This window comes from Novosphingobium aerophilum, assembly GCF_014230305.1.
Classification (GTDB): Bacteria; Pseudomonadota; Alphaproteobacteria; order Sphingomonadales; family Sphingomonadaceae; genus Novosphingobium; species Novosphingobium aerophilum.
The window spans coordinates 50,180-75,523 of record NZ_JACLAU010000005.1 but is presented as its reverse complement, the minus strand read 5'-3'; the positions used below and the strand labels follow the sequence as shown (position 1 = coordinate 75,523).

The 25,344-nt window shown below is 66.7% G+C and carries 22 protein-coding genes; 12 read left to right on the top strand and 10 right to left on the bottom strand.

Going from position 1 to position 25,344, the window contains the following annotated elements; all coding sequences use genetic code 11:
- Positions 1 to 95 precede the first annotated feature (95 nt).
- The 3 genes from ligM to H7F49_RS05580 all read left to right on the top strand — a co-directional run bounded on the left by ligM (position 96) and on the right by H7F49_RS05580 (position 3,119).
- Positions 96 to 1,496, top strand: a complete 1,401-nt coding sequence (gene ligM / locus H7F49_RS05590; protein ID WP_185682589.1) for a vanillate/3-O-methylgallate O-demethylase — start codon at positions 96 to 98, stop codon at positions 1,494 to 1,496.
- A gap of 79 nt (positions 1,497 to 1,575) precedes the next feature.
- Positions 1,576 to 2,454 carry a methylenetetrahydrofolate reductase gene (locus H7F49_RS05585; RefSeq protein WP_185682588.1) on the top strand — a complete coding sequence of 293 codons (879 nt, stop codon included), beginning with the start codon at positions 1,576 to 1,578 and terminating at the stop codon, positions 2,452 to 2,454.
- Positions 2,451 to 3,119, top strand: coding sequence for an alpha/beta fold hydrolase (locus H7F49_RS05580; protein ID WP_185682587.1), 669 nt, complete (start codon positions 2,451 to 2,453; stop codon positions 3,117 to 3,119). Before H7F49_RS05585 ends, H7F49_RS05580 begins: the two co-directional genes overlap by 4 nt.
- A 9-nt stretch (positions 3,120 to 3,128) precedes the next feature.
- On the opposite strand, the gene H7F49_RS19760 is transcribed toward H7F49_RS05580, so the two are convergent.
- From H7F49_RS19760 to H7F49_RS05565, 4 genes are read right to left on the bottom strand one after another with little or no spacing between them, the layout of a single operon-like run.
- Positions 3,129 to 3,257, bottom strand: a complete 129-nt coding sequence (locus H7F49_RS19760; protein ID WP_268958940.1) for a hypothetical protein — start codon at positions 3,255 to 3,257, stop codon at positions 3,129 to 3,131.
- A gap of 4 nt (positions 3,258 to 3,261) precedes the next feature.
- Positions 3,262 to 3,528: a VOC family protein gene (locus tag H7F49_RS05575; protein WP_235981912.1), complete on the bottom strand. Its 267-nt coding sequence runs from the start codon at positions 3,526 to 3,528 to the stop codon at positions 3,262 to 3,264.
- A gap of 10 nt (positions 3,529 to 3,538) precedes the next feature.
- Positions 3,539 to 4,441 (bottom strand): SDR family NAD(P)-dependent oxidoreductase, encoded by a 903-nt coding sequence (locus tag H7F49_RS05570; RefSeq protein WP_185682586.1) that lies wholly within the window; start codon positions 4,439 to 4,441, stop codon positions 3,539 to 3,541.
- A complete protein-coding gene (locus tag H7F49_RS05565) occupies positions 4,438 to 5,346 on the bottom strand; it encodes an SDR family NAD(P)-dependent oxidoreductase (protein ID WP_185682585.1) in 909 nt (302 codons plus the stop codon). Before H7F49_RS05565 ends, H7F49_RS05570 begins: the two co-directional genes overlap by 4 nt.
- Before the next feature lie 15 nt (positions 5,347 to 5,361).
- Between H7F49_RS05565 and H7F49_RS05560 the strand changes: the two genes are divergently transcribed.
- The 4 genes from H7F49_RS05560 to H7F49_RS05545 are packed head-to-tail and all read left to right on the top strand — an operon-like array spanning position 5,362 to position 11,056.
- Complete coding sequence (locus H7F49_RS05560; RefSeq protein WP_235981929.1) at positions 5,362 to 6,915, top strand: MFS transporter; 1,554 nt, start codon at positions 5,362 to 5,364, stop codon at positions 6,913 to 6,915.
- Complete coding sequence (locus tag H7F49_RS05555; RefSeq protein ID WP_185682584.1) at positions 6,912 to 8,342, top strand: NAD-dependent succinate-semialdehyde dehydrogenase; 1,431 nt, start codon at positions 6,912 to 6,914, stop codon at positions 8,340 to 8,342. The genes H7F49_RS05560 and H7F49_RS05555 overlap by 4 nt, the downstream gene beginning before the upstream one ends.
- A 5-nt stretch (positions 8,343 to 8,347) precedes the next feature.
- Positions 8,348 to 9,403: an amidohydrolase family protein gene (locus H7F49_RS05550; protein WP_185682583.1), complete on the top strand. Its 1,056-nt coding sequence runs from the start codon at positions 8,348 to 8,350 to the stop codon at positions 9,401 to 9,403.
- A gap of 39 nt (positions 9,404 to 9,442) precedes the next feature.
- A complete protein-coding gene (locus tag H7F49_RS05545) occupies positions 9,443 to 11,056 on the top strand; it encodes an MFS transporter (protein WP_185682582.1) in 1,614 nt (537 codons plus the stop codon).
- Between the two features lie 7 nt (positions 11,057 to 11,063).
- On the opposite strand, the gene H7F49_RS05540 is transcribed toward H7F49_RS05545, so the two are convergent.
- Entirely contained in the window at positions 11,064 to 12,239 is a 1,176-nt protein-coding gene (locus H7F49_RS05540; protein ID WP_185682581.1) for a LysR substrate-binding domain-containing protein, read from the bottom strand.
- A 106-nt stretch (positions 12,240 to 12,345) separates the two neighbouring features.
- Here H7F49_RS05540 and ligK point away from each other — a divergent pair, with 106 nt between their 5' ends.
- From ligK to H7F49_RS05520, 4 genes are all read left to right on the top strand, one after another.
- Positions 12,346 to 13,020, top strand: a complete 675-nt coding sequence (gene ligK / locus H7F49_RS05535) for a 4-carboxy-4-hydroxy-2-oxoadipate aldolase/oxaloacetate decarboxylase (protein ID WP_185682580.1) — start codon at positions 12,346 to 12,348, stop codon at positions 13,018 to 13,020.
- A gap of 37 nt (positions 13,021 to 13,057) precedes the next feature.
- Positions 13,058 to 14,119 (top strand): 4-oxalomesaconate tautomerase, encoded by a 1,062-nt coding sequence (locus H7F49_RS05530; protein WP_235981902.1) that lies wholly within the window; start codon positions 13,058 to 13,060, stop codon positions 14,117 to 14,119.
- A gap of 114 nt (positions 14,120 to 14,233) precedes the next feature.
- Positions 14,234 to 15,118: an amidohydrolase family protein gene (locus H7F49_RS05525; RefSeq protein WP_185682579.1), complete on the top strand. Its 885-nt coding sequence runs from the start codon at positions 14,234 to 14,236 to the stop codon at positions 15,116 to 15,118.
- Between the two features lie 37 nt (positions 15,119 to 15,155).
- Positions 15,156 to 15,557, top strand: coding sequence for a hypothetical protein (locus H7F49_RS05520; RefSeq protein WP_185682578.1), 402 nt, complete (start codon positions 15,156 to 15,158; stop codon positions 15,555 to 15,557).
- 285 nt (positions 15,558 to 15,842) lie between these two features.
- Here H7F49_RS05520 and pobA read toward each other — a convergent pair whose 3' ends face one another.
- The gene (gene pobA / locus H7F49_RS05515) at positions 15,843 to 17,012 is read right to left on the bottom strand and encodes a 4-hydroxybenzoate 3-monooxygenase (protein ID WP_185682577.1); all 1,170 of its coding nucleotides are present in this window, start codon (positions 17,010 to 17,012) and stop codon (positions 15,843 to 15,845) included.
- A gap of 103 nt (positions 17,013 to 17,115) precedes the next feature.
- On the opposite strand from pobA, the gene H7F49_RS05510 reads away from it, so the two are divergent.
- The gene (locus H7F49_RS05510; protein ID WP_185682576.1) at positions 17,116 to 17,958 is read left to right on the top strand and encodes a helix-turn-helix domain-containing protein; all 843 of its coding nucleotides are present in this window, start codon (positions 17,116 to 17,118) and stop codon (positions 17,956 to 17,958) included.
- Between the two features lie 157 nt (positions 17,959 to 18,115).
- On the opposite strand, the gene H7F49_RS05505 is transcribed toward H7F49_RS05510, so the two are convergent.
- The 4 genes from H7F49_RS05505 to rhaI form a co-directional block, all read right to left on the bottom strand.
- Positions 18,116 to 19,423 (bottom strand): family 1 glycosylhydrolase, encoded by a 1,308-nt coding sequence (locus H7F49_RS05505; protein ID WP_185682575.1) that lies wholly within the window; start codon positions 19,421 to 19,423, stop codon positions 18,116 to 18,118.
- 99 nt (positions 19,424 to 19,522) lie between these two features.
- On the bottom strand, positions 19,523 to 20,356 hold the full coding sequence (locus tag H7F49_RS05500) for a fumarylacetoacetate hydrolase family protein (protein ID WP_185682664.1): 834 nt from the start codon (positions 20,354 to 20,356) through the stop codon (positions 19,523 to 19,525).
- A 195-nt stretch (positions 20,357 to 20,551) separates the two neighbouring features.
- Complete coding sequence (locus tag H7F49_RS05495; RefSeq protein WP_185682574.1) at positions 20,552 to 23,965, bottom strand: glycosyl hydrolase; 3,414 nt, start codon at positions 23,963 to 23,965, stop codon at positions 20,552 to 20,554.
- 38 nt (positions 23,966 to 24,003) lie between these two features.
- Positions 24,004 to 25,293, bottom strand: a complete 1,290-nt coding sequence (rhaI, locus tag H7F49_RS05490) for an L-rhamnose catabolism isomerase (protein WP_185682573.1) — start codon at positions 25,291 to 25,293, stop codon at positions 24,004 to 24,006.
- Between the last annotated feature and the right edge of the window lie 51 nt (positions 25,294 to 25,344).

The window sequence follows — 25,344 nt, the reverse complement described above, 5'->3', positions numbered from 1 at the left end:
GTTCGGCCGGAATTCCGGCTCGCTGGAATTATCGTTTGTGTTGCATACAAAGTTTGGTATGCAAAGCCAGCATTATGTGAGTTGGGAGAGAGCCCATGGCGGCAAAGAATCTTGAAGAGGTCCTCGGTCAGGCTGGAAACGTCGTGTCGATGCTGCGCAACTCGCAGCTCGGGGCCTATGTCTATCCCGTTGTAGCGCCCGAATTTTCGAACTGGCGCTCGGAACAGTGGGCGTGGCAGCACAGCGCGGTTCTGTTCGACCAGTCGCACCACATGGTGAACCTGTACATTCGCGGCAAGGACGCGGCCAAGCTGCTGTCCGACACGATGATCAACAGCTCCAAGGGCTGGACGGTCAACAAGGCCAAGCAATATGTGCCCACCACGCCCTATGGCCATGTGATCGGTGACGGCATCATCTTCTGGGAGGAAGAGCAGAGCTTCACTTATGTCGGCCGTGCCCCGGCCTCGAACTGGCTGCGTTATCATGGCGCGACCGGCGGCTACGATGTCGAGATCGAGCTGGACGACCGCTCGCCGATGCGCCCCATGGGCAAGCCCGTCACCCGCAAGGAATGGCGCTTCCAGATCCAGGGCCCGCAGGCCTGGAACGTGATCGAGAAGCTGCATGGCGGACCGCTGGAGCAGCTCAAGTTCTTCAACATGGGCACGATGAACATCGCCGGTAAGACCGTGCGCACCCTGCGTCACGGCATGTCGGGCGCGCCGGGACTTGAGATCTGGGGTCCCTATGCCGAGCAGGAGGAGATCCGCGCCGCCATTCTTGAGGCTGGCAAGGAATTCGGGCTGATCGCCTGCGGCAGCCGCGCCTATCCTTCGAACACGCTCGAATCGGGCTGGATTCCCTCACCGCTGCCGGCGATCTACACCGGTGAGAAGCTCAAGGGTTTCCGGGAATGGCTGGGGGCGGATTCGTACGAAGCCACGGGCTCGATCGGCGGCTCGTTCGTGTCCGACAACATCGAGGATTACTACCTCAATCCCTGGGAGCTGGGTTACGGCTCTTTCGTGAAGTTCGACCATGATTTCCATGGCCGCGAAGCGCTTGAGGCGCTGAATCCGGCCGAGCAGCGCAAGAAGGTGACGCTAGCCTGGAATTCCGAGGACATGGCGAAGATCACAGCGTCGATGTTCAACCCGGATGGCGAAGCCTACAAGTTCTTCGATGTGCCGCTCGCGAACTACGCCTCTTCCAACTACGATCGCGTGGTCGATGCCGGCGGCAGGACCGTTGGTCTGTCGATGTTCACCGGCTACTCGTATAACGAAAAGCAGGCGCTCAGCCTGGCGACCGTCGATCACGAGATACCGGTCGGCACGGAGCTGCGCGTCGTTTGGGGTGAAGAGAACGGCGGCACGAAGAAAACCACGGTCGAGCCGCACAAGCAGATCGAAGTGCGCGCCGTGGTCAGCCCGGTGCCATACAGCCGGGTTGCGCGTGAGTCTTACGCCGAAGGCTGGCGGACTGCCCGCTGATTGTCGTTGCGCCAGCGCCGAAGCTACCCCGGACCACCGGTGAGCTTCGGCGCCGGCTGTCTGTGCTGAGGATGCGCCGATGGGCAAGCCACTGATCCATCCCAATTGGGACAAGCAGCCGGAAGGAATAACCGATGGCTATTCGCTCGAGATAACCGCCAAGGACGTTGTGGCATTGCGCGAGGCAGCGCCGCTGATCCCGGCGGAAACCCCAGTCGCCGTGACCTCGCTGCCGGGCGAAGAACTCTCGGCTCGCATCGCCGCAACCGTCGCTGTGCGCGAATTGGGCTTCGAGCCAATGCCGCATTTTTCGGCCCGGCGCATCCTGTCGCGCGAGGAGTTCGAGACCTATCTCGACGCGGTCGTGCGGGACGCCGGAGTCAAACGCTGCTTCCTCGTGGCTGGCGACCCACCTGAACCACAAGGCCCGTTCTTCGACAGTTCGGCCCTGATCGCCACGGGATCGTTCGAACGCAACGGGATCACGGCGATCGGCATTGGCGGCCATCCCGAGGGCCACCCGATCATGTCCGCACAGGAATGCTGGGACGTGCTCGCGCTAAAAATTGCCGATATTGAGTCGCGTGGTATGGCTCCGCTGGTCGTCACCCAATTCGGCTTCGATGCCGATGCGTTTCTCGGTTGGCTCAAACAGGCCCGCCAGCGTGGCATTGACACGCCGATCCGTATCGGCGTGCCCGGCCCCGCCGGGATCAAGACCCTGCTGCGCTTCGCCGCGCGCTGCGGCGTCGGCGCTTCGGCCAGCGTCATGGCCAAGTACGGCCTCTCGATTACCAACCTGCTTGGCAGTGGCGGGCCCGATAAGCTGGTAGACCGGTTTGCCGCCAGCCTGGGTGCGGAGCATGGCCGGGTGAGACTGCATTTCTATCCGTTTGGCGGGCTCGGCAAGACGGTCGAGTGGATCGGCGCCTATGAACGCAAGAACGGACTGGCATGACGAATTTTGTTCTGGTCCATGGCGCTTGGGGCGGCGGCTGGGCCTACGACCGCCTCTTTGCTGACCTGCGGGCACGGGGGCACGAGGTGGTCGTGGCCGCACTGACCGGCCTGGGCACCCGCGCCGCCGAATTGAATCCGGCGATCTCCCTGTCCACCCACATCGATGACGTGTGCGCCCAGGCAGAAGCCGCCGGGTTCGATCGCTTCGTCCTGGTTGGCCACTCCTATGGCGGCATGGTCATCACCGGGACTGCCACACGGCTTGGCGCGCGGATCGACGCTCTCATCTACCTTGATGCCTTTCTGCCTGAGGACGGCCAGTCAATCTGGGACCTGACCGAGGCCTGGGAGCATGAACATTACATAGGCAGCCAGAAGGACATGCCCGGACTGGTGCCCCCCCTGCCCGGCATCGAACACCCCTTGCTCGGCCGCCATCCATTGCTCACGTTCCTTGAACCGGTGCGTTTCACCGGCGAAGAAGCCCGCGTGAAACGCCGCTGCTACGTCTTTGCAACGGGCTGGCAGCCGACCCCTTTCACCCGTTTCGCGGAACATGTGCAGGGCAACCCAGCCTGGGAATACCATGAAGCGGCGGCCGGCCATGATGTGATGGGCGACCAGCCCGAGCAGACACTTGCCCTGCTGCTCAGCTGCTGCTGAGTTGCGAACTCAGTCGCCGAAGAAATTCAACTCCAGCAGAACTGCGTTCGGGTCAATCAGGAAAATCTGGCGCAGGTTGATCGCTGTCACCGTGTTCAGCTGGAACATGACCTGGCAGGCCCGCAGCCGGTCGATCATCGCGTCATAACCCGAGCAGTTCAGGGCGGATATGATGGACGGAGCCGGTCGGTCCCGGGTGGGTTGGCCGGTCAAAGGCGCGTGGACAATCCTCGCTGTTCAGGTGCAGGATCGCGCGGCCTGCCCCGTCATGCATCCATTGGCAGTTTTGTGGGGTGAGCGGCGCTGGCCCATCGCGCCGCTCCAACCCGATCACATCGGCATAAAAGCACGCAGAAGCGTCAAGATCAGCCGTGATGATGTTGACATGATCGAGCGCATTGACCTTCATTCTGGTGCCCTCACGTGGCCAGACGGGCAGCGTCCCGTGCCTCCTTGTAGCGGGCCCGACGGAAGGCCTCGATCTTCACGCGCTCGTCAAAGCCGGGATCCTGCGGGTAGTCGCGATAGTCAGACAGCACTTCCTCGAAGTACTCGGCCAGTTCCTCGCGATGATCGGGCATCGGGAAGATATAGGCCTGGTTTTCACGCATGCCTTGGAGAATACGCGCGGCGATTACATCCGGTTCCATGCCGACTTGGTGCATGCCGGCGAGCTGCTTGACTCCCTCGGTGTTGACCGGCTTGGCGCCATCCATGAGCTCGGCCGGGCGGACGTCGTCGGACGCGTAGATCAGACTCTTGACCAAGCCTGGACAGACGCAGGACACGCCGATTCCCTTTGGCGCCAAAGAGTAACGCAAGCTCTCCGACAGCCCTCGCACCGCGAACTTGGTGGTGTTGTAGATGCCCGGCGTTCCACTGGCGAGCCAGCCAGCCATCGAGGCGGTATTGACGACATAGCCGCCCTGCCCGTGCGCGATCATCCGCGGCACGAAGGTCATCACCCCGTTGATCGGGCCATGCAGGTTCACCCCCATCAGCCAGTCCCAGTCGGAATAGCTCGAATCCTCGATCGACTGGAATAGATTGACCCCGGCGTTGTTGAACAGCAGCGTGACGGTCCCAAACCTGGCTTCGACCTCATCGGCCGCACGCGCCATCTCCTCGCGGTCGCCGACGTTGACCTTGATCCCCATAACCAGCTGGTTGTCGAACGATTGCACCGCGCGCTCGATATGCTCCTCGCGAATGTCGGCGATGGCCACCTTGCAGCCTTCGGCCAGCAGCGCGCGAACCAGTCCGATCCCGACGCCATTGGCGCCACCGGTGACAAAGGCGGTTCTTCCGGCAAACTCGATCATGCCTTCAACTCCTGTTGGCGGGCGATTTCAGCCGCCCAGATCGGCGAATTGAACAGCATCGCGAAAGTCGCCTTGTATTCCTCGTTATGGGGAAGCTTCGCTGGCACCGCTGCGATCGTGGCCCGGGCCCGATCGGTCACGCCGGGCAGGAACTCGCTGTGGGTAAGGATAAAGAGTTCATCGTTCAGAATGCCCTCCAGCACGCGCTGCCCTACTGCCTCCTTGGTCATGTAGAGATGGAAGAAACTTCCACCGTTCTGCCGGCGCTTGTCAGCCTCGGCATAGCCGGTTTCCGCCAGATCATCTGGCCGGGTCTTGCCGGCCTCGGCGATGTTCGACTGCACCGCCCCAGGGCAGAACGCCGAACAGATCACGCCCCGCGATTCGAGTTCGGGGCGCATGCATTCCATCATCGTCATGACCGCCGACTTGGCTGATGAGTAGATCGCCGTGCCGCCAACTGGGACCAGGCCCGACATCGAAGAAGTGTTGACGATGTGCCCACCCTCGCCGTGGCTCAAAATGCGCGGCAAGATCGTAACGATCCCATTGATCACCCCACCAAGATTGACCCCCATGACCCAGTCCCAATCAGCAAAGGTCGCCAGTTCGGTCGGCCCGACGACGGCAACGCCGGCATTGTTGACCAGCAGGTGGATTTTGCCAAACCGCGCCTCGACCGCATCGGCGGCCGCAGCATAGGCGGCGCGGTCGGTGACATCGAGCTTAAGTGCGAGAACATTGTCGCCGCCACCGAGCTCGGCCAACCCCTCGTCGAGATGGTCCTGCCTGATGTCGGCGATGGTGACGTTCATTCCCGCGCCGAGCAGCGCCTTGGCGATACCAAGGCCTACGCCGCTGGCGCCCCCGGTTACGAATGCGGTTTTGCCTGGCAGGTTCTGCATATCATCCCTCTTCCAATGGGTGCGCCGCAGTTTTCGCGGACTCATCACAAACAGACTATTCACCAGAGCGTATTTGTATGCAAGACTGACAATGTTGGTCCGTCAGAGACCGTCACCGGCAATGCCCGGGAATGTGGCGAGAGGAAACGCATGACGCTCGAAACGGCCCTGGCCGCGACTGGAGATGCCGCGCCAATCAATGCTGAAGACGGCGGCGCTGCGGACCAAAGAGCAACCGCAGCAGGCTATTGGGCCCTGCTCGTGATCGTGCTCGCCACCTTCATAACGTTCTTCGATCAGGTGCTGTTCGGTATGTTGGCCGAACGGATCAAGCATGATTTCGGCCTGACCGATTCACAGCTGGGCTTCCTGGCCGGCCCGGCCGGGATCATCTGCTATCTGTTCGTGGGCATCCCGCTGGCGCGCCTGGCGGACATCTATCCGCGCAAATATGTGCTGGCCGGCGGAGTCGCCGTCATCGGCACGATCATTTCCCTGGGCGGACTAGCGCAGAATTTCGCCCAGTTCGTAGGCACCCGGATTTTCCTCGCGGCCGGTGGCTCGGCCCATGCGCCGTCATCCTATTCGCTGCTGGCCGACGCCTTCCCGCCACGCAGGTTGACCCGCGCTTTCGCGCTGCTGCAATTTGGTTTCATCGGCGGCACCACCCTGGGGCCATGGATTGGCGGCATGTTGGTGATGATGGCGGCCGGCTGGGCGCCAAGCCAGTTCGGCCCGCTGCGGATCTTCGGGTGGCAGTGGGTCATGATTGTCACCGGCCTGCCCGCGCTGCTGGTGGCGCTGCTCTTCCTGACGGTACGCGAGCCGAGCCGGCAAGCCCCGCCACCGAATTCGAGCCGACCGCCGCTCGAAGGCTCGCTTGGACGCAAGGTACTGACCTTCATGGGGCTCGATGCCTTCCGGGCGATCAACGCGCGGCCGCAGGTGTTCTACCCGCTGTTCGGCGCGCTCGCGCTCAGCGCCATCGACGTGTTCGGTATGCAGTTCTGGCGCACGCCGTTCCTGATCCGCACCTATGGCTGGAACGAGGCCCAGATCGGCCGGGCCCTCGGCGGGATCATGCTGGTCTCGTCGCTGTCCGGACTGCTGCTCGGCGGTGTTCTGGTCGAGTGGCTGGCCAAGCGCTACAAGGATGCCAATGTCCGCGCCGCTGCAATCTGCTTCGCCGGGGTAACGGTCTGCTCCATCCTGTCGCCGTTGATGCCCTCTGCGGAACTGTCGCTGGCCGTGATGGCTCCGTCTGCGGCTTTCGGCATGGCCGGTGCGGTGCCGCAGAATGCGGCGGTCCAGCGCATCGCCCCCAATGCCCTGCGCGGCCAGGTGACGGCGATCTACCTGTTCATGTTCACGTTCTTCGGTGCGATGGGCAGCTTTTTTATCGGCCTTGTGCAGGACTTTGTGATCGTCGCCGAGCAGGACCTGTGGAAGTCCCTTGTGCTGTGTGCCGGCCTGCTGATGCCGCTGGCCACTTATCTCATGGTGCGGGCGATGCGGCCCTATCGCGAAGAACTCGAACGACTTGAAGCACAGGAAGTGACCCCAGCATGACAACCTATCCTTCGCTTTGCATGATCATCAATGGCGAACGCATTGCCGGCGGCGGTCGTCGCACGCACACGGTCATGAACCCGGCGACGGGCGAGCCGATTGGCGAATTGCCGCTCGCCGATCCTGCCGATCTCGATCGCGCTCTGGAAATCGCGCAGGAAGGCTTCCGGATCTGGCGGAACGCCCCTGCCGCCCAGCGAGCCGCGGTGCTGCAAGGGGCGGCTCGACTGCTTCTGGAACGGCAGGAGGATATCGCCCGCATCGCGACGATGGAGCAAGGCAAGCCGCTCGCGGAAACGCGCATCGAAGTGATGATGAATGTCGGCCTGTTCAACTTTTACGCCGGCGAATGCCAGCGGCTTTATGGCCGCGCGCTGGTGCGTCCGACGGGCACCCGCTCGACCGTGATGCACGAGCCGGTGGGGGTGGTCGCCGCCTTTGCACCGTGGAACTTCCCGATCGGCAATCCCGGCCGCAAGTTCGGCGCACCGATCGCCGCTGGATGTTCGGTGATCCTGAAATCGGCCGAGGAAACTCCCGCTTCGGCGCTGGCCGTGCTGCAGTGTCTGCTCGATGCCGGACTGCCGAGCCAGGTCGCTCAGGCGGTGTTCGGGGTGCCCGACGAAGTCAGCCGCCATCTGCTCGCCAGCCCGATCACCCGCAAGCTCTCGTTCACCGGCTCGACGGTGGTCGGCAAGCACCTTGCAAGGCTGGCAACGCAGAACATGCTGCGCACAACGATGGAACTGGGTGGCCATGGCCCTGTGCTGGTGTTCGACGATGCCGACGTGACCAGGGTGCTTGACACGATGGTGCCGCACAAATTTCGCAACGCGGGTCAGGTCTGTGTCAGTTCAACCCGGTTCCTGGTGCAGGAGCGGCTATTTGACGCTTTCAGCGCCGGCTTCGCCGAACGGGCTGCCGCAATCCGGGTGGGCGACGGGCTGGCAGAAGGCACCCAGATGGGTCCCATGGCCAACCCCCGGCGCCCCGAAGCGATGGAGCGGCTGATCGGCGATGCGACAAAGCAAGGCGCCCGACTGCTCGCCGGCGGTGAGCGTCTTGGCAACCAGGGCTACTTCTATGCGCCGACCGTCCTCGCCGATGTGCCGATATCCAGCGCGATCATGAACGAAGAGCCCTTTGGCCCGGTGGCGATCATCAACCGCTTCGCTGACGAGGACGAGGCCGTCACCGAGGCCAACCGCCTGCCCTACGGGCTGGCCGCCTATGCCTGGACGGCCGACAACAAACGCCAACAGCGACTGGCGCGCGAGATCGAGGCCGGCATGGTCGGCATCAACACCGCGATGATCGCCGGTGCCGATGCTCCGTTCGGCGGTGTCAAATGGTCAGGCAACGGCTCGGAGGACGGACTCGAAGGGGTGCTAGCCTGCATGATCACCAAAGCCATTCACGAGGGGTGAGACCAATGACACACGAATTGAAGATCGGTGGTGATCGCGGCTACCTGCGTATCGCGACCGAAGAGGCATTTGCCACCCGCGAACAGATCGATGTGTTCCTGCGCATGATCCGCGATGGCCAGGCCGACAAGGGGATGGTCTCGCTGTGGGGCTTCTATGGCACCAGCCCATCGGAGCGGGCGACACAGATCCTCAACCGCTTGCTCGACCTCGGCGAGGGCCGCATTGCCAGCATGGATGCGACCGGGATCGACAAGGCCATCCTCGCACTGACCTCACCGGGCGTGCAGCCGTTTCTCGACATGCAGGAGGCCCGGGGTATCGCCAGCCGGGCCAACGACCTGCTCGCCGACGCCTGTGGGCGCTATCCAGATCGTTTTATCGGCATGACCGCAATCGCCCCGCAAGACCCGGAATGGTCCGCTGCTGAGATCCGCCGGGGTGCGAACGAGTTGGGCTTTAAAGGCGTTCAGATCAACAGCCACACGCAGGGTCGCTATCTCGATGAGCCGTTCTTCGACCCGATCTTCCGCGCGCTGGTCGAGTCTGGCCAGCCGCTCTACATCCACCCCGCCACGCCGCCCGACAGCATGATCACCCCGATGATCGAGGCCGGGCTCGATGGGGCGATCTTTGGCTTCGGGGTTGAAACGGGCATGCACTTGTTGCGCCTGATCACCATCGGGATTTTCGACAAGTACCCCGATCTGCAGATCATGGTCGGTCACATGGGGGAAGCCCTGCCCTACTGGCTCTACCGGCTCGATTACATGCACCAGGCCGGGGTCCGCTCGAAGCGCTACGAACGCATGAAACCGCTGCAGAAGACCATTGCCGAGTATATGCGCTCGAACGTTCTGATCACCAATTCAGGCATGGCCTGGGAACCGGCGATCCGGTTTTGCCAGGACGTGGTTGGCGAGGACCGCGTGATGTATGCCATGGACTATCCCTACCAATACGAGGCGTGCGAGGTGCAGGCGCTGGATAACATGGCGATCTCGGCCGAGGTGAAGAAGAAGTTCTTCCAAACCAATGCCGAGCGCTGGTTCAAGCTCTAAGCAGGCGCGAGGCCGAAGGTCGGCAAAAGGGAGACGGCCATGAATGATCAGCACAATCGCGCCATCACCCGCGCCGGGTGGGTCACGCTCACGCTGGTTTCGCTGACCCAGTTGCTCAGCCTGCTCGACCGGCAAATTCTGGCGATCCTGAGCCCGCGGATCAAGCAGGACTTGAACATCGGCGACGCCGAGATGGGGCTGCTCTATGGCACGGTCTTCGCGCTGTTCTATGCCACCTTCTCGCTGCCGCTGGGGCGGCTGGCTGACGGGTGGAAACGGACCAAGCTGCTGGCGCTGTGTATCGCGGTCTGGTCGCTGGCCACAGGATCGGCGGCCTTTGCGACCGGCTTCGGGCTGCTCGCGCTATCGCGGCTGGGCGTCGGTATTGGTGAAGCGGCCGCCCAGCCCGCGGGCACCAGCCTGGTCTATGACCATTTCCCCAAGGCCCGGCGCGGACTGGCCATGGCCGTCATGGCCGCCGCGATTGCCCTGGGCCTGGGCCTGTCGAACCTGCTTGGCGGCGTAGCGGCAGACTGGTGGGACCAGCTTCATCCACAGGGCCCGGGCGGGCTGGGCTTCTCCGGCTGGCAATTCGCCTTCCTGATCGCCGCCCTGCCCGGAATTGGCTTGGCGCTGTTGCTGTCGCGCTTGCCCGAACCGCAGCGCGGCGCCATCGACGGGCTGGTCCCGGTCCATGACCCCGCTCCGTTCCGCGCCAGCGCGGACTTGTTCGCCGCGATCCTGCCTGGCAGCAACTGGCTGGCCATGGCCCGACAGCGGGCGAGCACCCGGCAGTGGCTGGCGAACCTGGGCGGGTTGCTGGCCCTGGTGGTGGCGGGAACTCTGGCCGCGCACTGGTGTGCCGCGCTTTCCCCGCGACCGCCGCTGCAACTGGGCGGGGTGACGATCAGCCCGCACGCGCTGCAATGGGGCGTGGTCGGCTTTGGACTCTATGTCTTGTTCAACCTGGTCCAGTCGCTGCGCACCACCGATCCCGTGGCCCATGCAGTGATCACGCGCTCACCTGCACTGCTGCTGTGCATGGCGGTGGGATCTCTGCAATCGCTGATCAACTACGGAATCATGGGCTTCACTCCGGCCTTCCTGATGAAGACCTATCACCTCACCGCCACCGAGACCGGGCTGAAATTCGGCCTGCTCTCCGCCGGGCTGGGTGTGGTCGGTCCGCTGATTTCTGGCCCCCTATCCGACCTGCTCAACCGCCGCCTGCCTGGCGCCGGGCGGGTCTGGGTGGTTGTATTCGCGCTGGGGCTGTCGCCGCTCCTGGCCATGTGGGTCTACAGCGCGCCCACCGCTGGTCAATTCTACCAGCGCTTCGTGGCCTACAGCCTGGTGCTGACGATGTGGCTACCGCCGCTTTACGCGGTGATGTTCGAACAGGTGCTGCCGCGGATGCGGGCGATCACCGCCTCGACCTATATCGTCATCATGACCATCGTCGGGCTGGGGATCGGGCCTTACGCGGTAGGGCTGATGTCGGACGCGGCAGGCGGCAATCTCGGCGTGGCGATCCTGTCGATCAATTGGGTATCCCCGCTGATCGTACTGCTGCTGCTGGTGCTGGCGCGGCGCGCCTCCCGCGATGAGGCCAGCCTGTCAGCGCGGGCCCGGGCGGCCGGTGAACCTGTTTAAGCGCGTTTTACGGGCCGGTGCCCGGCTCCGGCCCGCTCGCTCCGGCAGCTGCGGCCCGCAGATCATCGAAAAATTCGGCCTGCACCGCGGACGGCCGCCAGAAGGCGCGGGTGGTGACGCCGATGCGGCGATCATGTCCGGCCGGAGCCTTACCCAAGCTTGTCAGCCAGCCAGCCTCAAGCTCCACCGCCACCTGATCTGGTGAGAGCAGGGTCAGCAAATCGCTGTCGATGAGCAGCTGCCGGATCGTCATGACCGAGCCGCACTCAATCGGCACCGGCGGTGGCGCCACCCCGGCCATGGTGAACATCCGCTCCCAACTCTCGCGCAGCGGTGCGCCAGGCCCAGCGATCACCCAGGCATAGGCGGCCAAGGCCGCCAGATCCGGCATGGTCTCCTCCAGCGGATGCCCCTTGCGCGCGATTATTGCCGGAGAATCGTGGAACAACGTTTCCTGGACGAGATCAGGCTCCAGCAGCGGCTCGCGCAGTGCGCCTACCATCAGATCGATCATCCCATTGCGCAGCGGCTCGACCAGTTCCGCGCGCGATCCTTCGACGATGGAGATGCGCACCTGCGGGTGCCGCCGCACGAAGCGCGCGACAGCGGCGGGCAGGACCTTGGCGCGTGAGAGCGGCATGGCGCCGATCACGATGCAGCGGGTCTCAAGCCCCTTCAGCGCCGCGATCTCGGCCAGCCCGGCGACCAGCTCAACCCGGGCGAGCCGGAACGACCGGGCCAGGGCCACTCCGGCCTCGGTCAGAACCACGCTCTTGCCGCGTCGGTCGACCAATTTGCGCCGCAGCGACAGAGCCAGATCGGTCACTGCCCGATGCAACGAGGGGAGGGAAAGCCCGGTGCAAATGGCGGCGCCATTATAGCTGCCGTGGTCGGCCAGCGCGAGCAGCGCGCGCAGCCGCGACATCGTCACATGCGGCCCCGGGATATGTTCGTGCGCGGCGCGGATGCGCGGCACCAGCAGCGCGGCGGCTTCGGTGGGCACCATCCCGTCGTGGCGTCGTTCGAACAGCGGCAGGCCGATCTCGGCCTCGATCCGGGCGAGCGCCTGGGTCAGCGCCGGCTGGGTCAGGTTCACCGCCTGCGCCGCCGCGCTCATCGTGCCGAGTTCGGCGATCCTGGCCACGGCGGCCAGGTGGCGCAGGTTGAGTTCCCAGATATCCATGCAGCATACTTAGCAAAAACCAATAGTCGCGCCAGTGTTCCGCCTTCCCCCTTCGCAAGCGGCGGATCATGAAGCAGGCTGACCATGCAATGGGAGATTTGGCGGCATGAGCGGTATCGTCGTCCAGAACATCGAACGGGCCGCGCCCGATGTGATTGATGGCCTTGCCGCCTGCGGCGTCGCCACGGTCCATGAGGCGCAGGGCCGGACCGGGCTGCTGGCGAGCTATATGCGCCCGATCTATTCCGGTGCGCGGATCGCGGGTTCGGCGGTGACGATCAGCGCGCCCCCGGGCGACAACTGGATGGTCCATGTCGCCATCGAGCAGCTCCAGCCCGGCGACATCCTGCTGCTCGCCCCGACCAGCCCGTGCGAGGACGGCTATTTCGGCGATCTTCTCGCCACCAGCGCCCAGGCGCGGGGCTGCCGGGGGCTGGTGATCGACGCCGGGGTGCGTGACGTGCGCGACCTGACCGAGATGCAGTTCCCGGTCTGGTCCAAGGCGGTCTACGCGCAGGGCACGGTCAAGAACACGCTGGGCAGCGTCAACGTGCCGGTGGTCTGCGCCAATGCCCTGGTCAACCCGGGCGACGTGATCGTGGCCGACGATGACGGCGTTTGCGTCGTCCCCCGCGCCAAGGCCGAGGCGGTGCTGGCTGCCGCCCGGGCGCGCGAGGCCAACGAGGGCGACAAGCGCGCGCGACTGGCCGCCGGAGAACTGGGGCTCGACATGTACAAGATGCGCGAGCGGCTGGCCGAAATGGGGTTGAAGTATGTCTAGGAGCGGAACCAACCCCTCCCCTGAAGGGGAGGGGCTTATGAGCGCCTCCCACTTCGCCCCCTGCATGTGGATGCGCGGCGGCACGTCGAAGGGCGGCTACTTCCTCAAGGACGATCTGCCCGCCGATCCCGCCGCACGCGACGCCTTCCTGCTCCGCGTGATGGGCAGCCCCGATCCGCGCCAGATCGATGGCATGGGCGGCGCCGATCCGCTGACCAGCAAGGTTGCCGTGGTCACCAAGTCCACCCGCCCCGGGATCGACGTCGATTACCTGTTCCTGCAGGTCTTCGTCGATCAGGCGATCGTCACCGACGCGCAGAACTGCGGCAACATCCTGGCCGGCGTCGGCCCCTTCGCGATCGAGCGCGGGCTGATTGCGGCCACCGGCGATGAAACGCGCGTCGCGATCTTCATGGAGAACACCGGCCAGGTCGCGATCGCGACCGTGCAGACGCCCGGCGGCGTGGTGACCTATGCGGGCGATGCCGCGATCGATGGCGTGCCGGGCACGCACGCCCCGATCCCCACCGAATTCCGCGACACCGCCGGATCGTCGTGCGGGGCGCTCCTGCCCAGCGGGCACCCGGTCGACGTGGTCAATGGCGTCCCCGTCACCCTGATCGACAACGGCATGCCCTGCGTGGTGATGAAGGCCGCCGATGTGGGCATCACCGGTTACGAGGATCGCGACTGGCTCGATGCCAACAGCGAACTCAAGGCGCGGATCGAGGCGATCCGGCTGGCCGTGGGCGAGCGGATGAACCTGGGCGACGTGCGCGAGAAGACCGTCCCCAAGATGATGCTGGTCGCCCCACCCCGGGCCGGCGGCGCGGTCTGCGTGCGCAGCTTCATTCCGCACCGCGCCCATGCCACGATCGGCGTGCTCGGCGCGGTTTCCGTGGCGACCGCCTGCCTGATCCCCGGCTCGCCTGCGGCCGATGTGGCCCTCGTGCCCAAAGGGCTGCGCAAGACCCTGTCAGTCGAGCACCCCACCGGCGAGATGAGCTGCGTGCTTGAGGTCAGCGATGCGGGTGAGGTCGTCAGCGCCGCCCTGCTGCGCACGGCCCGCAAGCTGATGGACGGGATGGTGTTCGGCTAGCATTCGCGCGTGGCCTTCGACAGGCTCAGGCTGAGCGGGCCTGGGTTTACAAGTCCTTAGAAGAGATCCGCTCGGGCTGAGCCTGTCGAAGCCCGCGCGCAACCGGAGCCCCCCATGACCGACCGCATCATCTCCTGGCACGCCAACCCGTCGAAGCCGCGCTACACCCCGCCCCCGGGCGCGGTCGATGCCCATTGCCACGTGTTCGGGCCGATGGCGCAGTTCCCGTTCAGCGCCAAGGCCAAGTACCTGCCCGAGGACGCCGGGCCGGACATGCTGTTCGCCCTGCGCGATCATCTGGGCTTTGCCCGCAACGTGATCGTCCAGGCCAGCTGCCACGGCACCGACAATGCTGCGACGCTGGACGCCATCGCCAAGTCGAACGGCCTTGCCCGCGGGGTGGCGGTGGTCGATCCGGCGATCGACGCGGCCGGGCTCGCCGCGCTGCATGACGGCGGCATCCGCGGCATCCGCTTCAACTTCCTCAAGCGGCTGGTTGACGATGCGCCCAAGGACAAGTTCCTCGACGTGGCCCGGCGCCTGCCCGCCGGGTGGCATGTGGTGATCTATTTCGAGGCCGACATCCTCGAGGAGCTGCGCCCCTTCATGGACGCGATCCCGGTGCCGCTGGTGATCGACCACATGGGCCGACCCGATGTGCGCCAGGGTCCTGACGGGGCCGACATGAAGGCGTTCCGCGCCCTGCTGAACAGCCGTGATGACATCTGGTTCAAGGCCACCTGCCCCGACCGGCTTGACGCGATCAAGGAGGGCGGCGCGGGCGATCCGTGGGACGCCTTCGCCAGCGCCGTGGCGCCGCTGGTGGCCGATTATCCCGACCGCTGCCTGTGGGGCACCGACTGGCCGCACCCCAACATGGACACCGAGATTCCCGACGACGGCCACCTGGTCGACATGATCCCGCGCATCGCGCCGACCGCCGAGTTGCAACGCAAGCTGCTGGTGGACAATCCGATGCGGCTGTACTGGGCGGATTGAGGGGGGTGCCATCGGCGCCCCGGTTGCGGAGGCGCCGATGGCCAGGTCGCTGCTCGACAAGCTGGGATGGAAAGCCGGGACCGTGACCCGGGTCTGGCACCTGCCCGACGCCCTCGCCGCCGCCCTCGCGCCGCTGTCAACAGCCCCAACCGGCGAGCCCCGCTTCCGCATCGGCTTCGTCCGGGACAAGGCCGACCTGGTCGAGGCGGTCACGGTGCTGGCGGCGGACTATGCGCCCGGCGGGCACCTCTGGCTGTGCTATCCGAAGAAAAGCGGCTCGATCCCGACCGACCTCACCCGCGATCGCGGCTGGGAGCCGGTGCTGGCGCGGGGGTTCCTGCCCGTGACCCAGATCGCGCTCGATAACGACTGGTCGGCCCTGCGCTTCCGGCTGCGCGGCGAAATCACCAAGCTGACGCGGCGGAGCGAGGCGGGTTAGGGCAGCAGACCCTCAGGGGTGATGACGCGCAGGCAGGGCCCCGGCGGCGTGGTCACGGACAGCGGGTCGCCAATGACCGAGAGGATGGGGAGCGGACATCTTCAGATCCTCCCCCACCGGGGGAGGGGGACCATCCGCAGGATGGTGGAGGGGCACCCCGCCTTGACCATCTGCCGTGCCCCAAGGACAGTGCCCCTCCACCACCTTCGGTGGTCCCCCTCCCCGTACCGGGGAGGAAACAAAGGTCCGACTTCAGGCGAAACCAACCGTCCGATCCGCCCGGCCCTAGACCGGCAGACCCACGTAGTTCTCGGCGATGCCCTGCTGCGCCGCGCGGCTGGTGGCGATGTAGTCCAGCTCGGCCACCTGCATGCGGCGTTCGAACGGCCCATCCTCGGGGAAGCGGTGCATCAGCTTGGTCAGCGACCAGCTGAACCGCTCGGACTTCCACACCCGGGCGAGCGCCTTTTCGGAATAGCCCGCCACCGCATCGGCATCGTGGCGACGGAACCAGCCGACCAGCGCCTCGGCAGCATAGTGCACGTCGCTGGCGGCCAGGTTGAGGCCCTTGGCCCCCGTCGGCGGAACGATGTGCGCGGCGTCGCCACACAGCAGCAGGCTGCCGTGGCGCATCGGCTCGAACACGAAGGAGCGCAGCGGGGCAATCGACTTCTCGATCGAGGGGCCGCGCGTCATGTTGGCCGCGGCCTCGGGCCCGAGCCGCACCGCCAGCTCGTCCCAGATCCGCTCATCGGACCAGTCCTCGACCTTTTCGGTCAGCGGCACGTCGACATAGTAGCGGCTGCGGGTGTGGCTGCGCATCGAGGCCAGGGCAAAGCCGCGCTCGTGGTTGGCATAGATCAGCTCGTCGTTGCACGGCGGCACATCGGCCAGGATGCCGAGCCAGCCGAACGGATAGACCCGCTCGAAGCTGCGCCCCACGCTCGCCGGAATCGCCTGCCGCGAAGGGCCGTGGTAGCCGTCGCAACCCACGATGAAACGGGCGGCGATCTCGTGGGCCACGCCGTCCTTGCTGTAGGTCAGGCGCGGCGCCTCGCTCTCGATGTCGTGCAGGGCGACATCGGCCGCCTCCCACACCACCTCCAGCCCGCGCTCGGGCGCGGCATCCATCAGGTCGCGCTGGATCTCGGTCTGGCCATAGACCACCACCGTCTGCCCGGTCAGGTCCTGCACGTCGATACGGATCAGGCGCTCGCCATCGGCCAGGTTGAAGCCGGCCTCGACCAGGCCTTCGCGCCGCAACCGCGCATCGAGCCCGAGCCGCGCCATGATCCCGACCGTGACCTGTTCGAGCACGCCGGCGCGAATGCGCGACAGCACGTAGTCGGGCGCCTGCCGCTCGACCACCACGCATTCGATCCCTTCGGCCCGCAGCAGATGGCCCAGCATCAGGCCTGCGGGTCCAGCGCCGACAATGGCGACCTGCGTTTTCATGGCGAATTCTCCCACCGTGTTGTCGCTCCCCTGCTTGACACTGCCGCGGCGCCGGATGAAGGCATGGTTCGGTCAATTCTCAGGCACTTTTCGGACATTGCCCATGCCCCTGGCGAGCATCCCCGCCTATGCCCTATACGGAGAGGAAGACGGTCCCGATCGCCCGGCTTATGCGCACATCGAGACGATTGCGGCCCGCAGCTCGCTGCACGACTGGGAAATTGCGCCGCATCGCCATCACCGATCGGTTCAGGTACTTATTGTCATGACCGGCGAGGTCGAGGCCGCGCTCGACAGCACCCGCCTGCGGCTCGCGGCGCCCTGTCACGTCACGGTCCCGGTGGGCGCGGTGCACGGCTTCCGGTTCGCCCCGGCCAGCGAGGGATGGGTCCTGACCCTGGACCAGGCCTTCGCCGCCCGGGCGCGAGGTCCAGGCGATCCGCTCGGACGGCTGCTCGCCGGGGGCGGGGCCACGACGCTCCCCGAGCCCGAGGCGCGGCGCATCGCCCTGTTGGCCGCCGAACTGCTGGCCCTGGCTGGCGTGCCGCACGATGCCGCCCTGTTCCACGCGGTGGCCGAAGCGCTGCTCCGCTCGCTCCCCCGCGAGGACGCGGACAGCGCAGAGGACGGCGGCGAGGACGGCCGGCTGGCCCGGTTCCGCCATCTGATCGAGACGCACCTGAACGGGCATCGTCCGGTACGGTTCTACGCCGCCGCGCTGGGCATGACCGAACGGACCCTTGGCCGGCTGTGCCTGCGTCAGCTCGGCTGCACCCCGCTCGAGGTGATCCACCGCCGGGTGGCCAGCGAGGCCCAGCGGCTGCTGCGCTACACCAATGCGACCGTCGCGCAGGTCGCCGAGGAACTGGGCTTCGCCGATGCCTCGTACTTCTCGCGCTTCTATCTGCGCACCACCGGTCGGCGCCCCAGCGCGGAGCGGTCCTAGCGCCTGTTCTTATTAGGCCGTGACGGAGGCGATTTTGGTTCAGCGCAAGGAAGGTGGAGGGAGCTATGCTGATGCATAGTGACCGACGATGGACGCTGCGCCTCCCCACCGACCCGCTCCGCCCAATCCCGGCGTATCCACCTCAACAGGACAGGCTCTAAACCGCGTTGGCGCGGGCAATGGCGCCAAGCACGGCGGCACTGGGCTTGGGGGTGCGGACAAAGGTGCGGGGATCGACCGTGGCCAGGCCGAAGTGCGGCTTGTAGCCGAAGACCCACTCGAAATTGTCGATCAGCGACCAGTGGCAGTAGCCCAGCACCGGCACCCCATCGGCCATGGCCTGGTGCAGCCCGCCCAGAGCGGCCGGGATCAGTTCGGCCCGGACGCGGTCGTCATCGGTCCCGACCCCGTGTTCGGAGACCAGCACCGGCACCCCGGTCGCGGCGTGGGCGAAGCGGACAGCCCCGGCCAGGGAGGGAGCATAGACCTCGCCCCCGCTCCAGTTGCGCACCGCGTCGGGCGGCGGCGGCAGTCGCCCCTGTTCGCCCCACACCGCCCGTTCGTAATTCTGCACCCCGATGAAATCATCCTGGCGCGCCTCGCCCAGCCATTCGCCGTAGAGCTCGCCGCGCATCCGGTCGCGGATCGACCGGGGGCCGGCCGCCTGATCGTCCAGCATGGCGAGCGAGACCCCCACCGGCAGGCGCGGCTGCACCGCCTTGATCGCCGCCCGGGCCGCACGGTGGCCCGCCAGCAGGCCGCGCTGCAGATCGGCCAGATCGTCCAACCCGGCCACATTGGCGCTGACGAACCGCGGCACGCCCAGCCGGCGGGCAGCAGTCTCAATCGTCAGCTTCTGCAGGTCCCACACCTGCGGCGGCAGCATCGGCTTCAGCAGCAGCAGGATGTTGGGTTCGTTGAGGGTGATCGCCGCGCGCAGGCCGTCGCCGATGGCACGGGTCACCCGATCGGCATAGCGGGCGAACAGCGCGGCGCTATCGGCATGGGTCCAGCCGCCCCGGGCGCTGAACCACAGGGGGGCGGTAAAGTGGCTGTAGGTCACGATCGGGGCCAGTCCGCGCGCGTGGCAACCGTCGACCAAGGCCCGATAGTGATCGAGCATGCCCTGGGAAAACCGTCCCGGCTCCGGCTCGATCCGGGCCCACTCCACCCCGAAGCGATAGGTGTTCAGCCCGATGCTTTGGGCCAGATCGAGATCACGCTCCCACAGCAGGAAGCTGTTGGCGGCATCGCCCGACGGCTCGCTGAAGATCGTCGGCTGCTGGTGCTCCAGATACCACAGGTCCGACGCGGTGTTGCTGCCTTCAACCTGGTGCGGCGCGGTCGCAGCACCCCACAGGAAGCCCTTGGGAAATGTCCGCGGTGACGGGAGGGTAGCCCCCCGCAGCGCCGTGGCCGGGCCAAGCGCAGCACCGGCGGCAAGCAATTGACGACGATCGATCATCCGGTCGAACTCCTGTGCCGGGGGAACAAGCGTGGCCGCAGCCGTTGGCGGCGGGGCCGATGGCGGGGCCGATGGCGTGGGGGGAGCACGGCGCCCGTCTCAGGCTTCGTCGACCACGGGGTTGGTCAGCGTGCCGATCACGCCGATCGACACCTCCACCCGGTCGCCCCCCTTCATGTAGAGCGGCGGGGTCCGCTTGTCCCCGACGCCACCGGGCGTGCCGGTGGCGATCACGTCGCCGGGCGCCAGCGGGGTGAAGGTCGAGCAGTAGGCGATCAGGAACGGGATATCCCAGATCAGGTCACTGATCGGCTGGTCCTGCACCAGCTCGCCGTTGAGCCGGGTCTGCACGCGTTGGCTGGCGAGGTCGGCGACCTCGTCCGAAGTGACCAGGGCCGGGCCAAAGCCGCCGGTCGCGGGAAAGTTCTTGCCCGGGGTGAACTGGATGTTGTGGCGCTGCCAGTCGCGCACCGAGCCGTCCTGGAACACGGCGTAACCCGCGACGTGCTCCATCGCCTGGTCACGCCCGATCCGCCGCCCGCCCTTGCCGATCACCACCGCAAGCTCGCCTTCATAATCGAAGCGGGTGGTTTCCGGGGGGCGGACCAGCGGTTCGCCATCGGCCACCAGGGTATCGGCCCAGCGGGTGAAGACGGCCGGATGCTCCTTCTGTTCCCGTCCGGTTTCCGCAACATGCGTGGCATAGTTCAGGCCGATACAGAGGATCTTGCCCGGATTGGGCACGACCGGGAGCAGCCGCACCGCCCGGCGCGGGTACGTGCCGATGGCGGCCAGCGCGCCGAGATCGCCCGCCAGGACATCCTTGAGCCAGGACGGCGCCCCCGGGTGGCCGAGATCATGGACGGTCTCGCCGTCGAGGCGCCCGAAGCTGGGGGTGCCGTCAGGGCGGGCAAAGCTGATGTAACGCGTCATGGATCGTGAAACTCCCTTGCCCTTCGCGGCGGCGGTCAGGCCGAGCGCGGCCAGGGCTGCGGCACCGCCTGCGAAGGTGCGTCTGTCAATGTTCAAGCGGCCGCTCCAGCCACTCGCGGCGACATGCGCCTTGCGCGCCGCGGATCGTCCCGGCCGGGTAAATCCTGTGGTATGGGGGCAGCGCCCCGGGACCGATCATTTCCGCTCTATCGCCGGGTTACCGGCTTCGAGCAACCGCACCGGTCCGATCAGGCCCGACGGACGCAGCGGAGCATCCGCGCGATAGGTCGGCAGGGCGGTCCAGGTCAGCGGCTTGGCCCCGGGCTGTGCGTCGCCCACCAGGCGATTGACCCACGTGTTGGCGACGAGGATGTCCAGGCGGTTCACACCGGGTCGCACCGCTGCACCGATGTCGATCCGGTATGGCGCGTGCCAGACGGTGCCGACTTCGACCCCGTTCACGCTCACCCGGGCGAGATCGCCCACCTCTCCCAGATCGAGCCACAGCGGACCCGCAGCCCGGCCCCGCTTCGGCAGAGTGACGCTGCGCGAATAGGTCACCGTGCCGGAGAAGTGCTTCACCCCGGGCTCGGCATGGGTCTGCAGCGGGATCAGTCTGGGCAAGGCCAAGGTCGCCGGGGCGCCGCGCCCGGGCTGGAACGCCAGCGACCAGCCCTCGTCCAGCGCCAGCAGCGGCCGGGCGGAGACCACCGGTACCTGCCGCGTTGCCTCGGTGGCGGGCTTGCGGAACACCACGAAGACCGCATCATCGACCGCCAGGGACAGCGGGACGATCGTCTCGCCCCCGACGATCCGATAGCTGACCGGCTCGCTGGTACCGGTTTCGGCGTGCCACAGTTCGGGCACGCGCCCAGCCACCCGGAAGCGCGCCTCGATCGTTTCGGCGGCGGGACCGCGATTGGTCAGGTAGTAGACGTGCTCGTCGCCGCTGGTGCGGTGCACGAAGGGGATGTCAGCTTGCGCCGATCCTCCGGTGAAGGCGAAATCGGGTGCCAGCCCCAGCCCCGCGAGCCCCGCCTCGGCATCCGGGGCGATCAGGGTCCGGCCGCGCCCCACCGTCGCGCCTGCCCCGCCCGGCCAGAGCCGCGCGACCAGCGCCGCGAAGGCCGCATCGTCCCCGGCCCGGCCGGGATCGGCCAGCGGCGGCCGACCGATCACGGTGGCCCCGCCCTCGACCAGCCCGGCCAGCCGGCGCAGGGCGGCCAGGGTCATCATGCGCGACGTGCCGCCCAGATAGATCGCGCGATAGCGGGCCCCGGCCGGGGTGACGACATCGGCGCCATCATTGGCGAGCTGGCCGGTCAAGGCATCGAAGTTCAGGAAGTCATAAGCGTAACCGCGCGGCGCGTCGGCCACCGGGGTGTCGCCGTAAAGCCCGGTCAACGGGGCTTCCTCGCCATGGAAATAGGCCAGATCAGCGTGGTTGCGCCCCCACTGCAGCAGCAGCGAGGACCGCGCGATGTAATCGACCCAGGGCTTCGCCAGCCCGGCCCAGCTTTCCATGCGGTTGAAGTACTGGCCGAAGATGAACAGCGAGAGGCCGGGGGCCTTGTCGTCGACCGGCACATGGACCGAGGTGTGGATCACCGGCCGGTTGACCCCGGTCACGAATTCCAGATCGATGAAGCGCTTGAGGTCTTTCGGAGCGAAGGCCCAGGGCGCCATGGCCGCGGTCATCGATTCCGCCGCGACCAGGTTCTGGCCATAGACATGCGCGACCGAGGCGGCGCCCTTCATGTCGGCAATCAGGGTCTGGCGCGGGCCTTCCTGGCGGTTGAAGGTCCACAGCGCGGCCATCGGCACGTCGGCATGGCGGCGCATCGCCATGTCGTCGCCCAGCATCGGGCGATGATCCTCCAGCGCCTCGCCATAGACGGTCAGGTCGTTCTCGTGCGCCACCCTGGCCACGGTGCCATAGTGCTCGCTGGCGAGCAGGTCGGCCAGGGTGCGGCGATAATCGAACAGGAACCGGTCGCTTTCGGCCCGGGTCCCCACCAGCGTGCCGGTCAGGGCGGGCAGCCAGGGCAAGGGATCATACCCGCGCAGGCGCTGGAACTGCTCGACCATGCGCGGAGTCCAGTTGGCCTCGCCCACCTCGATCGAATCGGTCAGCAGCGCCCGGACGCCGCGCTTGCCTACCAGCTCGGGCCCGGCCGCGTCCTTGTAGAGGCCCAGGTAGTGATCGAGATAGCCGCGCACAGCGGTCCCGTCGTACTTGTCGACCTCGAGCCCGGTCGCCTCGGGCGTGGCGGGATGATTGGTCGTGCCGAGCAGCGAATAGCCCAGCCTCAGGACGCGCCAGACCTGCCCCTGCGGCAGCCGGGGCGCCCTCCAGTCGAGCGTGCCGTCAGCCCGGAGCTTGCCGGTCAGATCGACCACCTGCGCCGGATCGATCCCTCTGGCGCCATCTTCGATCTGGCCCAGCGCGTAGTAGTCCGGGCTCATCGCGAAGCCGGCCTTGGTCTGGAACTGATCGACCGCCGGATCGCCGGCCAGTTGGAAGGTGCGCACTTCAAGCGGGCGCTGGCTGTAGAACCCGCCGATCGACTGCTCGAAGGGGGCCATCACCAGGCCGGGCACCGGCGCGCCCAGACTGGTCCGCGGGGGAACGGGCTCGAGGATGACGCGAAACTGCCGCGCGTTGACCGCGGCAAAGCTCACCGTGGTGGGAATGGCCGCCAGGGTGACATGGGCCACCTTACGCCATTCCGCTCCGTCGGCGCTCGCTTCGAGCCGGGCCTTGTAGGTCACGCCGAAGAAGGGCACCGACAGGTCCGGCAGGAACAGCGTCGCCGCGCGGGCGGTGACCGGCTTGCCGAAATCGAGGGTCAGACCGGGAGCCACCCCCTCCTTGCGCCCCAGCACGACCGGTTCCGGCCCGGCACCAGCGAGCACCGGCGCCTTGAGCGGGTTGCCAAGGCTGTCCACGGCCGAGACCGGAACGAGCGGAACCGGCGTGGGGACCGGAAAGGCCAGCACGCGCACGTCACCATAGAAGGTCGCGGCCTCGGGGGCCGGCTTGCCGGAAATGAGCTCTTCGATCGACCGGCCGGGGGCGACATCCTGGAACGGGCCGGTGCGCTGTGGCGGGGCCGGCAGGGCGGCCCCGGGCGAGGCCCCCGGGGCCAGATCGACCGACGACCAGACCAGCTTCTTCATGGCATCCTGCGGCTTGACCCAGGGCCCGCCGGTTTCCGACCAGCCGGGCGAGGCCGCAATCGCCAGTTCAAGGCCCAAGCGGTCCGCCTCGCTCGCGGCAAAGCGGAACGCCTCCTTCCACTCGGGGGTCATGTAGACCAGCCGCCGGTCCACGATCTGCGGGGTCTGGAGGTTCGCATCGAAGGTCTGCATCCCGCCGATCCCGACCGCCTTCATCCAGGCCAGGTCCTTGGCGATCCCGTCCTTGGTGACATTGCCGTTCATCCAGTGCCACCAGACGCGCGGGCGGGCCGACTGGGGGGGATCGCGGAACAGGGCTTCCAGCGAAGGATCAGCGGACGCAGCTTCGGCGGCGCGGGCGGACGTGGCTCCGACGAGCGCGGTGGTGCCGAGCAACAGGGCTGCCAGAAAGGTCTTGGTCGTCTTCATGGCGCGCTCTCCCCGCCCGTGTTGTTGGTGTGGTCTCCTCAGACGATGCCGGCCCCCAGCCCCACCGCCCGGCGTTCCTGCGCCTTGCGGTCACGGTAGCGGCTCTGCCGATAGACCGCGAGCACGTCGCAGGCGCCGCCCGCCTCGACCCGCGCCTTGGCGAGGATCGGCGAGACATCGATGGTGTAGGCCCGGCGCAGCGCCTGGAAGGCCATCATTGTGTCATTGGCCTCCTGCGCGGCGTGCAGCGCGCCGCGGTCGACCAGGCTGGCCTTGGCATAGCACTGGGCGATCGCTTCGGCGCTCGAGAGCATCGACTCGATCGGGTCGGTCACGTTGTGCGACTGGTCGATCATGTAGCTCGGGCGGAAGCCGTCTCGCGGATTGGCTTCGGCCTCGGCCAGCTCGTTGAACACCAGGAACAACTGGTGCGGGTTGATCGAGCCGCTGTCGAGATCGTCGTCGCCGTACTTGCTGTCGTTGAAGTGGAACCCGCCCAGCTTGCCGAAGCGGTGCAGCCGCGCGACAATCTGCTCGATGTTCACATTGGGCGCGTGGTGCCCCAGGTCGACCAGGCACTTGGCCTTGGGCCCCAGTTCCTGCGCCGCCAGGATCGAGGAGCCCCAGTCGCTGATCACGGTGGAATAGAACGCCGGCTCGAACATCTTGTGTTCCAGCAGCATGCGCCAGTCATCGGGCAGCGCGGCATAGATCTCGCTCGCGGCCTCGAGATAGCGGTCAAGGCTGCGGGCGAAGTCCTGCTGGCCGGGGAAGTTGGTGCCGTCACCGACCCACACCGTCAGATCGGTCGAGCCGAGCTTCCGGCCGATCTCGATGCATTCGATGTTGTGCTCGACCGCCTGGCGGCGCGCGCCGGGGTCCTGCGCGGAGAGCGAGCCGTTGGCATAGGTGTGCGCCTGGCCGGGCTGGTCCTGGAAGGTGTTCGAGTTGACCGCGTCGAAGCCGAGCCCGAGGCCCGCCGCCTCCTCGCGCAGGGCGGCATAGTCGCTGACCTTGTCCCACGGGAAGTGCGGGCTGACCCGGGGGGTGACCCGGCTGAGCTGGTTGATCACCGCGCAGTCTTCCAGCTTCTCGTGGATGTTGGTCGGCTCACCGGGGATCGGGAACTTGGCGAAGCGCGTGCCCCCCCGCCCCGCGCCCCACGAGGGCACGGCCACCGAGAAGGCCGCGACCCGGTCCTTCACCGCGTTGATGTCGATCCCGGCGCGGGCCAGCTTGCGACCGAGCGCGCCGTAATCATCCTCGAGCGCGGCGGCCTGGGCGGCGTTGTGTTCGGCGATCAGGTCGGCCGAGATGGGCAGGGTCATTTCGTCATCTCTCCCACTTCCCACCTCCGCTCACCCTGAGCCTGTCGAAGG